Origin of the sequence: Campylobacter sp. 2018MI13 (assembly GCF_018501135.1) — a bacterium.
Classification (GTDB): Bacteria; Campylobacterota; Campylobacteria; order Campylobacterales; family Campylobacteraceae; genus Campylobacter_E.
Window position 1 is genome coordinate 1 of sequence record NZ_JAHCZC010000228.1, and the last position, 445, is coordinate 445.

Below are 445 nucleotides of genomic sequence, written 5' to 3' on the forward strand. Positions count from 1 at the left end.
TGTCATACATCGCAGCGTCAATGATGGCTTCGATGATGATGTGGTTGGCAACGCTCGGCGTGTGTTTGGCATTTATCGCTTTAGTCGGGGGAGATATGCATTCGATGACGAGTATGCTGAAGGTCATCGTGGGAATTGCGCTCAACTTAGTTTGGTTTTCAATGGACGCGTACGGAATTTCGATTGGGCTCAGACGTTCTAAGATCTGGTCGACGCTTGCAAGCATTTCCGGAACGCTGGTCGGATTTTTGGGAGGAGTCTATTTGCCTATGGGCTTTCTTCCAAAAGGCGTTGCGAGTGTTTTGAAGTTTTTGCCTTTTTTGCACGGAGCATCGATTTTGCGCAAAAGCTGCGTCCAATCCGCGTTGGATAAGACGTTTGCCGGTTGTCCGTCAGAAATTGCGACAAATTATCAGGAATATGTCGGCATTACCGTCAAATCCGG

General features: G+C 48.1%; 1 protein-coding gene. It reads left to right on the top strand.

From position 1 onward, the window contains the following. Nucleotides 1–23: 23 nt before the first annotated feature. Nucleotides 24–445 (top strand): hypothetical protein (locus tag KJQ99_RS09765; RefSeq protein WP_214150719.1); only part of this gene is annotated, 422 nt, incomplete at its 3' end.